This is a genomic window from Litorimonas sp. (assembly GCA_029936425.1).
Classification (GTDB): domain Bacteria; phylum Pseudomonadota; class Alphaproteobacteria; order Caulobacterales; family Maricaulaceae; genus Litorimonas.
Genome location: JAPYSU010000051.1, coordinates 1 through 2,841, shown reverse-complemented (window position 1 = coordinate 2,841; position 2,841 = coordinate 1). Strand labels below are relative to the sequence as shown.

The 2,841-nt window shown below is 47.6% G+C and carries 2 protein-coding genes; both read left to right on the top strand.

Annotated features, from left to right (window positions below; translation table 11 throughout):
- A partial coding sequence (locus ACN0IC_RS14885; RefSeq protein ID WP_416879560.1) for a carboxypeptidase regulatory-like domain-containing protein occupies positions 1 to 2,403 on the top strand: 2,403 nt, incomplete at its 5' end.
- Between the two features lie 7 nt (positions 2,404 to 2,410).
- Positions 2,411 to 2,841 (top strand): nidogen-like domain-containing protein (locus ACN0IC_RS14880; protein ID WP_416879559.1); only part of this gene is annotated, 431 nt, incomplete at its 3' end.

The following is a 2,841-nucleotide window of genomic DNA, read 5'->3' as shown; positions in this document are numbered from 1 at the left end:
CAGCCTGATCTCTCTTCCCACTCTGAATTCCATTCCAGAATGGATCTTCTGGCAGAGCAATTCGGGCTAACGGATACCATCGATTCTGGCATTGTGTCAGAACGAATCGCCTATAACGGCGGTGTTGGAGGCTATGCGAGCCATGATGGGAGTGTGCTGAATACTGCCTTGGCTCTTAATGCATGGGCGTCAGGAGATTCTGTGTCGCCTGACAAGCTTGATCGAGCCATCACTTTTCTTCTTTCAAATCAGCAAGCAGATGGCGGTTGGTCTGAAACTCCCAATTTTACTAACACTTACGTAACGGCTATAACCAGCCAGGCTTTGCAGCGTTACCGGTTCCGATATCCTGTCGGGGCCTCGATATCTGCAGCTAGTGAATATCTTCTCGCTAATCAGAGTAGTGATGGCTGGGGAAGCATCGTGGAGACTGCATTGGCATTGCAGGCTCTTATTCCTGTCATTACCGACAGCACTCGCTACCAAACGGGCCTGGAAAACCTGAAGGTCGGTCAGACAGAGAATGGCAGCTGGGGCGGTGATGTGTTTGCTACAGCTCTGGCGTTGCGCGCCCTTTATCAAGTCTCCACCGCTCCAGAACCCGTTGACCCCAGTGTTGGAAGCATTGAGGGGCAGGTCATCGACAGCAATACCCGCCAGCCCATAGAAAGCGTAGTAGTCACTGCTCAGGGAGATAGTAGTTATAGCGCAAAAAGTGGCCAAGATGGCCGTTTCCGGCTGACCGATATGGAGCCGGATGATTACTCCCTGTCCTATCAAGCTAGTGGGTTTCAGGGGGTGAATCAGAGTGGCCGGGTTGGGGCAGGCCAGCACCTGAGTGTAGGGACTATTGAAATGAGCCCGCTACCTGATAGCGGGCTCATCAGTGGGGTGATAAGGGATGCCCAAGGGGTTCCAATTCCCGGAGCGCAGGTCTCTTTGGCTGGGGCTTCAGCCGGGCAAACCGTTTCGGATGAAAATGGCCGGTACCTTCTATCTTCCCTGCCAGGCGGCATTCAATTAGCGGTCAGTTCGGAGGGCTATGTGACGGTCACTGCTGCCGCTTCTGTTGTGGCTGGAAGCCACCTTAATTTCTCTCCCGTGCTTTATCTGGAAGGTAATCCTCCTCCACAAGATGTTTCCGTTCAAGGCAAGGTTGTCGATTCTGATACGGGCGAAGGATTGGGGAACGTATTTGTAGAAGTGATTGGAGTAGGTAAAAGTGCAGAAAGCAAAAGTGATGGTTCTTTTTTGCTTCAGGGGCTGGAAACCGGGCAGAAGCATCTTCGTCTTGTTAAGGGTAGCTATGAAACGGTAACTCTTAGCTTTGCCTCCGTTGTTGGAGCTAATGATTTGGGCAAGATTTTGTTGCTGAAGAATAGTGAAGCAACAACGCTATATGGGAGGGTTTTTGATAACGAAACGGGACATCCTTTGTCAGGTGCCAAGGTTAGCGTTGGTGGAATGGAGGTCGTAAGTGGCGAGAATGGGGGGTACCGACTGGAAGGCCTTCCTGAATTGGAATTTGATGTTTCGGTTTCGCATGCAGGGTACTTAACTAAAGTGTCTAGCTTGAAAGCTGGTTCTCCTGGCCAAATTAATTATGACTTAATGTTAGATAAGGCCAGTGTTGATGGGGTTGTAATAGAGGATATCGGGAAAGATAGGCTGTTGTATGGAGCTTATGAGAAAGCTCTGTTTGATGCGGATTTATATAACGGTGGAGATAGAGATGTGTCTTTGAATCTCTATGCCGAAGTGTTTGATGGCAGTGGCTCTGTGGTTTCTGAATTCTCTGTCCCGGCGGGAAGTGTAACTATCAAATCCAGGGATAGGGTCTCCCGTGAATTTGACTGGAATACCTCGAATTATAAGGCTGGCGATTATACGTTGCTTATAAAAGCTGTTGATGATTCTGATTTTAGAGTGTTGCACGAGTCCGAGATTGGTTTCTATATCGCTGAAAGCCGAGAGATCCAATCAGTTGGCTTGGCTGTTTATCCTGATAATGCGGTAGCTGGTGAAACTAAAGAAATTGGGTTTGCCGGTAAAGTTTACTATCGAACAAATTTGGGGTTTGAGGCGAATTTGCGTCTTAGGGTTACTTCCCCAGATGGGCAGATTCTTGTTGAGAAAAATAAGAGCTTTACTCTTGATGAAGTAGGGATTGTCAAAGATTTTGATTTGGGAAGAGAGTTGATTTCCTTTGGTGGATACGGAGGTTATCAGGTTGAATCCGATTTCTGGGTTGACGGTAATCTTGTTGATGAGTCTCTCAAGACGATCTATGTGGATCCAGATTTCAGGATAGTTCCTTCAATAAGCTTTTCCGCGGAGGATTTGGTTCCAAATGAACCGATGGAAGTTAATGTAAGGCTGAACTTGAAGGCAGAGAGTGAGTGAGGGTGTTATGCGTGTTTTAGCGATACGATTAATCTGGTCTGTCTTCATTTTCTTCAGCTCTTTAGGGGTTGTTGAAAGCGCTGAGCTTGTTCAGGGGCTGGGAGGGGAATCTGGCTTTGGCGATTTGGCTATGGGAAGAAATGATGATGGCTCTTCGCAACGGATAGATATCACATCGGTCTTTCCGGAAGGCGTTAATTTTTTCTCAGGTAAATATGCGAAAATGCATATTAACAATAATGGGAATGTAACGTTTGATAACCGAGTTTCTTCATTTACACCATCCCCTTTCCCGATAGCGAATCGCCCTATGATTGCCCCATATTGGGGTGATGTAGACACGCGAGGAGGGCTTTCAGATAGCGAGGATCTCCACTCAAACCAAGTTTATTATGCGTTGTTAGGCGATGGCCGTATTGTGGTTACGTGGTATAAGGT